This is a genomic window from Streptomyces sp., assembly GCF_050698815.1.
GTDB lineage: Bacteria > Actinomycetota > Actinomycetes > Streptomycetales > Streptomycetaceae > Streptomyces.
Map to the genome: position 1 here is coordinate 1 of NZ_JBOHCV010000674.1, position 7,308 is coordinate 7,308.

At 70.2% G+C, this 7,308-nt stretch carries 7 protein-coding genes and 1 pseudogene; 7 read left to right on the forward strand and 1 reads right to left on the reverse strand.

Annotation, left to right across the window (positions count from 1 at the left end; translation table 11 throughout):
- The 4 genes and pseudogenes from ACRDP3_RS24145 to obgE form a co-directional block, all read left to right on the forward strand.
- Positions 1-645: pseudogene (locus ACRDP3_RS24145) on the forward strand (hypothetical protein); the annotation flags it as partial.
- A 256-nt stretch (positions 646-901) separates the two neighbouring features.
- Positions 902-1,228, forward strand: coding sequence for a 50S ribosomal protein L21 (gene rplU, locus ACRDP3_RS24150; RefSeq protein WP_431519107.1), 327 nt, complete (start codon positions 902-904; stop codon positions 1,226-1,228).
- A gap of 13 nt (positions 1,229-1,241) precedes the next feature.
- Positions 1,242-1,499: a 50S ribosomal protein L27 gene (gene rpmA / locus ACRDP3_RS24155; protein ID WP_431519108.1), complete on the forward strand. Its 258-nt coding sequence runs from the start codon at positions 1,242-1,244 to the stop codon at positions 1,497-1,499.
- 231 nt (positions 1,500-1,730) lie between these two features.
- Complete coding sequence (gene obgE / locus ACRDP3_RS24160; RefSeq protein ID WP_431519109.1) at positions 1,731-3,170, forward strand: GTPase ObgE; 1,440 nt, start codon at positions 1,731-1,733, stop codon at positions 3,168-3,170.
- Between the two features lie 100 nt (positions 3,171-3,270).
- On the opposite strand, the gene ACRDP3_RS24165 is transcribed toward obgE, so the two are convergent.
- Positions 3,271-4,035 (reverse strand): ArsR/SmtB family transcription factor, encoded by a 765-nt coding sequence (locus tag ACRDP3_RS24165; RefSeq protein WP_431519113.1) that lies wholly within the window; start codon positions 4,033-4,035, stop codon positions 3,271-3,273.
- A 121-nt stretch (positions 4,036-4,156) separates the two neighbouring features.
- Between ACRDP3_RS24165 and ACRDP3_RS24170 the strand changes: the two genes are divergently transcribed.
- The 3 genes from ACRDP3_RS24170 to ACRDP3_RS24180 all read left to right on the forward strand — a co-directional run.
- Positions 4,157-4,534, forward strand: coding sequence for a nuclear transport factor 2 family protein (locus ACRDP3_RS24170; protein ID WP_431519110.1), 378 nt, complete (start codon positions 4,157-4,159; stop codon positions 4,532-4,534).
- Between the two features lie 315 nt (positions 4,535-4,849).
- Entirely contained in the window at positions 4,850-5,791 is a 942-nt protein-coding gene (locus tag ACRDP3_RS24175; RefSeq protein WP_431519111.1) for an aminoglycoside phosphotransferase family protein, read from the forward strand.
- A 123-nt stretch (positions 5,792-5,914) separates the two neighbouring features.
- Positions 5,915-7,308: FAD-binding oxidoreductase (locus ACRDP3_RS24180; RefSeq protein WP_431519112.1), on the forward strand; the 1,394-nt coding region annotated here is incomplete at its 3' end.

Here is a 7,308-nt window from a genome sequence, read left to right on the forward strand (position 1 = left end):
GCGTCGGCTCCGGCGGGTTCGCCGTCCGCGTCCGCGGACGAGGGCGTGGTCACGGTCGTCGCGCCGAAGCCGGACGAGCGGCAGGCAGCGGAGCCCGAGCCCGAGGCTGCGCCGCGGCCGGTGACGGAGCCGGTGACGGAGGCAGCTCCGGTGCGTCCGCGGCGCCGGGCCAGCCGTAAGGCGTCGGCTCCGGCGGGTTCGCCGTCCGCCGCCGCGGATGAGGGTGTGGTCACGGTCGTCGCACCCAAGGCCGATGACCGGGCACCGGAGCCGGAGCCGGCGCCGCAGCCGGTGACGGAGCCGTCGGCCGGCGCCGCCCCCGTACGTGCGCGCCGCCGGGCCACCCGCAGCGTGTCGGCCCCGGCCGGACCGCCGTCGGCGGCGGCATCGGACGAGGCGGCCACCACCGTGGTCACCTCCGACGAGTCCGCGGGTGAGGAGTCCGGAACGGCGAAGAAGGCGCCGAAGAAGGCGGCGGCGAAGAAGGCTCCCGCCAAGAAGGCCTCCGCCGACAAGGATGGCGCGGCGAAGAAGACGGCCAAGAAGGCCCCGGCGAAGAAGTCGGCTTCCTCGGGGTCGAAGAAGACCGCGGCGGCCGAACAGGACACGTCCTCCTCGGTGTCGGCCCCGGCAACCGAGGACTGACACTCCGCAGACCGGCGCGCGGAGCCCCCGGCCAGGGGGCTCCGCACCGGTTTGACCAGGGCGCCCGGCGCCCCGTAGCCTTGACTGTCGGCGTGTCATCGGGATGCGTCGCGCTCCTGAGCAAATCCCTCCCGAGGCATTTCGCCGGGGAGAGGCCGCTCAATCCACTCGGATCAGACCGTGTTCCCGGATGTCTCCGGGGTCGCGCCGAGCGGCTGGCGTCAGGGGTTCCGTAGCGAGCGAGAGAGAGAACCGCGTGTACGCAATCGTGCGCACCGGCGGCCGTCAGCAGCGGGTAGCTGTGGACGACGTCATCGAGGTCGACCGTCTTCCCGAGAGCAAGGTCGGCGACACCGTCGAGCTCTCGACCCTGCTCGTTGTGGACGGTGACTCGGTCACCAGCGACCCGTGGGTGCTGGACGGGGTCAAGGTCGCGGCCGAGGTGGTGGATCACCACAAGGGCGACAAGATCCGGATCCAGAAGTACAAGAACAAGACCGGCTACAAGAAGCGGATCGGTCACCGCCAGCTGCACACCGCGCTGAAGATCACCGGTATCCCGACCCCGGCCAAGAAGAAGTAAGGACTGAGCTGAGATGGCACACAAGAAGGGCGCATCGTCCACCCGGAACGGTCGCGACTCCAATGCCCAGTACCTCGGCGTGAAGCGCTTCGGCGGTCAGGTCGTCAACGCCGGTGAGATCCTGGTCCGCCAGCGCGGCACCCACTTCCACCCGGGCGCGGGCGTCGGCCGTGGCGGCGACGACACGCTGTTCGCGCTGGACGCCGGTGCGGTGCAGTTCGGCACCCGCCGCGGCCGCAAGGTCGTCAACGTCGTACCGGCCGCTGAGTAATCAGCCGGACCAGTAGCGCAGCAACGCGTCACCGAGGGCGGACCTCCGCTCCGTGCGTACGACCCGCTCGTACGCACGGGAAGCGGGTCCGCCCTCGGTGCGTTGGCACACAGAGCACGAGAACCGATCGTCACGCCCCCTGGCTTCCCCCCTGGCTTCGCCGGGTGGGGGTCCCCCCGGGCCGCAGGCCCAGGGGGAGTGCCCCAGGGGCATCCCAAGGAGGCACCCCTCATGACCACCTTCGTGGACCGCGTCGAGCTGTACGTCGCCGCGGGTAACGGAGGCCACGGCTGTGCCTCCGTGCACCGGGAGAAGTTCAAGCCGCTGGGCGGCCCGGACGGCGGCAACGGCGGGCGCGGCGGCGACGTCGTCCTCGTCGTCGACCCCGACGTGACCACCCTGCTCGACTACCACCACAGCCCGCACCGCAAGGCCACCAACGGCAAGCCCGGCGAGGGCAACCACCGTTCCGGCGCGGACGGCAAGGACCTCGTCCTGCCCGTACCGGACGGCACCGTCGTCCTGGACAAGAAGGGCGAGGTCCTTGCCGACATGGTCGGCAAGGGCACCGTCTTCGTCGCCGGCCAGGCGGGCCGCGGCGGCCTCGGCAACGCGGCGCTGGCCTCGCCGCGCCGCAAGGCCCCCGGTTTCGCGCTGCTCGGCGAGCCCGGCAAGGCGCGCGACATCGTGCTGGAGCTGAAGACGGTCGCCGATGTGGCCCTCGTCGGCTACCCGTCGGCGGGCAAGTCGTCTCTCATCTCGGTCCTTTCGGCCGCCAAGCCGAAGATCGCCGACTATCCCTTCACCACGCTCGTTCCCAACCTGGGTGTCGTCACGGCCGGTTCGACGGTCTTCACGATGGCCGACGTGCCCGGTCTGATCCCGGGCGCGAGCGAGGGCAAGGGGCTCGGCCTGGAGTTCCTGCGGCACGTCGAGCGCTGCTCGGTGCTGGTGCACGTCCTGGACTGCGCGACCCTCGAATCCGACCGCGACCCGGTTTCCGACCTGGACATCATCGAGGCGGAACTGGCGCAGTACGGCGGCCTGGACGACCGTCCGCGCGTCGTCGTACTCAACAAGGTCGACATCCCCGACGGTCAGGATCTCGCCGATATCATCCGGCCGGACCTGGAGGCCCGCGGCCATCAAGTCCTCGAGGTCTCGGCCGTCTCCCGGCACGGCCTCAAGGAACTCTCCTTCGCCCTCGGCAAGATCATCGACGAGGCCCGTGCGGCCCGTCCCGCGACGGAGACGACGCGCATCGTCATCCGCCCGAAGGCCGTGGACGACACGGGCTTCACGGTTACCAAGGAAGAGGACGGCCTCTACCGCGTACAGGGCGAGAAGCCCGAACGCTGGGTCCGCCAGACCGACTTCAGCAACGACGAGGCGGTGGGCTACCTCGCCGACCGCCTCAACCGCCTCGGTGTCGAGGACGAGTTGATGAAGGCCGGCGCACGCGAGGGCGACGGCGTCGCCATCGGCGGTGAGGACGACGCGGTCGTCTTCGACTGGGAGCCGGCCATGGCGACGGGCGCGGAAATGCTGGGTCGCCGCGGCGAGGACCACCGCATGGAAGCCCCCCGCCCCGCCGCCCAGCGCCGCCGCGACCGCGACGCGGAGCGGGACGAAGCGCTGGGGGAGTACGAGGACTTCGACCCGTTCGAGTGAGCGGCCTCGGGCCGCGTGTGGAGTGAACGCGACGGCTGAGGTGTCGGCTGTGCCCGTGAGGGCGCGGGTGTGTGCGACCCGCGCCCTCGCCAGCGGCACGTCACCGGGTCGGGACGAGCCAGGGCTGCTGGGAGAGGGGACTGCCGGTCTCGAGGTAGGACTTGAGGTTGGAGAGCACCGCTGCCCAGCCCTGGGCGGCCTCGGCCCGTTCGGCCTCGTCCTTGAGGTTCTCGTGCGTGACGGTGAGCCGGACGATCTGTTCGTACGGTTCGATGTCGAAGGAGACCTGGGAGGGTTCGTCCGTCCCGTCTCCGTGGGGTTCGGCCCAGGTGGTCACCAGCCGCCTCGGCGGCACGCTCTCCACCACCGTGCCGACGACGTCGGCGGTGTCCGTACCGTCCGTGCGCTGGTGCTCCCAGGTGGAGCCGGCCTGCCAGTCGGAGACGTTTCGGTGGCCCCAGTACGCCGCGGTGGCGTCGGCGTCGGTCAGGGCGTTCCAGACTCTCTCCGGAGTGCTCTCGATGTAGACGACGTATACGAATGACGGCTTGGTGGTCATGACGTTCTCCGCTCGTTGTTTCACTGCGCTGAGCGCCCTCAGGCGGGGACGCTCGAACTTGTCGATCCACCGTTCCTGGATCTGGTGGAGGGGAACCGGATTGAGGTAGTGGAGCTTCTCCCGGCCCCGTCGCACCGTGCTGACCAGGTTCGCGGCTTCCAGGAGCCCCAAGTGCTGTGTCGCCGCCTGGCGTGTCATGTCCAGGCGGTCGCACAGCTCGCCCAGCGTCTGCCCGTTGTGTTCGTGCAGACGGTCCAGCAGGTACCGCCGGGTCTGGTCGGCCAGGGCTTTGAAGACCTTGTCCATGTCGGTGCTCACAGCCCTATCATGCAAGCAAATGCTTGCATGTCAAAGCCTGATCTTCCCGATCACTGCTCGGAGGCGGCTCGAACCGGGTGCTGTCAGTGCCGGCTGGCAGGATGCGCGCATGGAGCCATCGGAGATCGTTCGGAAATTGTGGGACGCCACGCAAGCCCGGAACTGGGCCGGAGTCGGCGAGTTGCTGGCGGACGACCTGGTCGTGGAGTGGCCGGTCACCGGCGAGCGGATCGTCGGCCGCGAGAACTACGTGAGCGTCAACGCGGAGTATCCGGAGGGTTGGTCGATCAGGGTGTTGCGGATCGTGGCGGACGGCGAAGAGGTGGTCTCCGAGGTGGAGGTCCCGCACGAGTCGATGGGGCTGTTCCGGGTGGCGTCGTTCTGGACGATTCGCGGCGGCAAGATCGTGCGGGGCCGGGAGTACTGGACCGAGCCGGGCTCGGAGACGTCGCCGGAGTGGCGAGCCCCCTACGTGCAGCGCGTGTGACCAGGCGCCACTGGTCACGGAGCACGAAAGTCAGGTCCGCGCCACCGGGGTGACTCGGAGACGATCACCCACTCTTCGGCAATGAAGGAGGCGATCCGAGCGGCGTCGTTGGAGACGATGGCAGCCGCCCACTCCTCCTCAAGGTGATGAGCTCGGCGCGAACCGCGTCATCCTCTGGGCTCATCGGGGCTGTACCGGCGTGGTCGTCCACTGTGCGAGCCTAGTCCGTCAGCTGTCGGTCAGCGGGCGTGCGCCGCGTCGCCCAGAGCCGTAAACCAGTTGCCATTCGAGGTGAGCCCCACGAGTCTGTGCCGGATGAATGAGGACGGACACGTTTCCTGTCCGCCGATCGATGCGGCACTGGTACGGCGGCTTGTCCACGCCCGGTTTCCGCAGTGGGCCGACCTTCCGGTCCGGCCCGTCGAGCACGGTGGCTGGGACAACCGGACCTTCCATCTCGGCGACGTGATGACGGTGCGGCTTCCCAGCGGCGAGGGGTACGCCGCACAGGTCGAGAAGGAGCACCGATGGCTGCCCACGCTCGCGCCCCAGTTGCCGCTTCCCGTCCCCACCCCCTTGGCCAAGGGGGCGCCCGCCGAGGGGTACCCCTTCAGCTGGTCCGTCTACGGGTGGCTCGAGGGGGAGAACGCGGGTGTCGGACACATCGACGACCTGACCGAGTTCGCGACGGCGCTGGCCGGCTTCCTCGCCGCCCTGCAGCAGGTCGACCCCACGGACGGGCCGAAGGCCGGGCAGCACAGCGCGTTCCGCGGGGCGCCGTTGGAGACCTATGACGCCGAGACGCGGCGCACGATCGAGGCGTTGGACGGCCGGATCGACGGCCGTACGGCGACAGCGGTGTGGGAGACGGCTCTCCAGGCAACCTGGAACGGTGGCCCGGTCTGGTTCCACGGCGACGTAGCGGTCGGGAACCTGCTGGTCAGGGACGGGAAGCTGGCCGCCGTCATCGACTTCGGGTGCTCCGGCGTCGGCGATCCGGCATGCGACGCGACCATCGCGTGGACGCTTCTGTCGGGTGAGAGCCGGCAAGCGTTCCGCGACGTACTCGCAGTCGACGACGCGATGTGGGCCCGGGGTCGCGGCTGGACGCTGTGGAAGGCGCTGATCACGCTCGCCGACCCGGACACCGCCCACGCTGCGTCGGCGCAACGCAGCCTCGACCACGTGCTTGACGAGTACGGGCAGGCGCAGCGGACCGGCGAGGCGGGTCGCTTCCCGCGAGCGGCCGGGGGCTGATCCGGCTCCGGTCCGGTCTCCGGCGTCTCCAGAACCGCGGCAGGCATGGGTTTCGTTGCCGGCGGCCGACGTGCAAGCTGGGAGCGTCCGCGATCGTGCCGACCGCGAGGATCCCCACCACTGATGGAAACGCTCACTGTGAACAACAAGACCACCGTCCTTGAGGCGTTGACCCGGGCGCTGCCGGCCGGGCGGGTGCACAGTGACCCCGACCTGCTGGCCGGTTACGCCCACGACGAGGCCGAGTGGGCCCCGTACGGCCAGGCCGGCGTCCTGGTGCGTCCCCGCAGCACCGACGAGGTGGCCGCCGTGGTGCGCGTGTGCGGCGAGCAGCAGGTGCCGCTGGTGCCTCGCGGTGCGGGCACCGGCCTGTCCGGTGGCGCCAACGCGGTCGACGGTTGCGTGCTCCTCTCCTTCGAGGCCATGACCGACATCGTGGAGATCGACCCGGTCGAACGGCTCGCGGTGGTCCAGCCCGGGGTGGTCAACGACCGGTTGCGGGCTGTCTGCGCCGAGCAGGGGCTGTGGTATCCGCCGGACCCGGCCAGCTCTCCGTGGTCGACCATCGGCGGCAACGTGGCCACCAACGCCGGCGGTGTGTGCTGCGTGAAGTACGGCGTCACCCGCGACTACGTACTCGGACTGGAGGCCGTACTGGCCGACGGGCGCATCGTCCGCGTCGGGCGCCGGACCGCGAAGGGGGTCGCCGGTTACGATCTTTGCGGGCTGCTCGTGGGCTCGGAGGGCACCCTCGCCGTCATCACCGAGATCACCGTACGACTCCTTCCGGCGCGGCCACCGGAGCGTACGGTCGTCGGCTCGTTCGACTCCGTGGTCACCGCCGGTCGTGCCGTACGCGAAGTCACCGCGGCGGGCATCATCCCCTCCGCTCTCGAACTCGTCGACCGGCATTGCCTGCTCGCCGTCGACGCATGGAAGAACATGGGACTCGCCACCGACGCCGACGTGCTGCTGCTGGGCCGCATCGACGAGCCCGGCCAGGCGGGCGATGCGGCGGCCGAGGCGATGGCGGGCTGCTTCGAGCGCGGCGGGGCGAGCTGGGCGGCACGCTCCACCGATACCCAGGAGGCGGACGCACTGTTCGCCGCCCGGCGCCTCGCCTACCCGGCGTTGGAGCGGCTCGGCCCGCTGCTCACCGAGGACGTGTGCGTACCCAGAGCCCGCGTCCCCGACATGCTGGAACGCATCGAGGCCATAGCCCGCAGCCACGACACCGAGATCGCGAACATCGCCCACGCGGGCGACGGCAACCTGCACCCGCTGATCATCACCAAGCCCGGTGACGACGCCGCCCGGGAGCGAGCCCAGCAGGCGTTCGAAGAGATCCTCGATGCGGCGCTGGCCTTCGGCGGCACGGTGACCGGGGAACACGGCGTCGGTCTGCTCAAACGCCGCGGGCTCGCGGACGAAGTCGGCGACGCCGTGCTGGACATGCACACAGCGGTCAAGAACGCCCTCGACCCGGCAGGAATCCTGAACCCGGGCAAGGTCTTTCA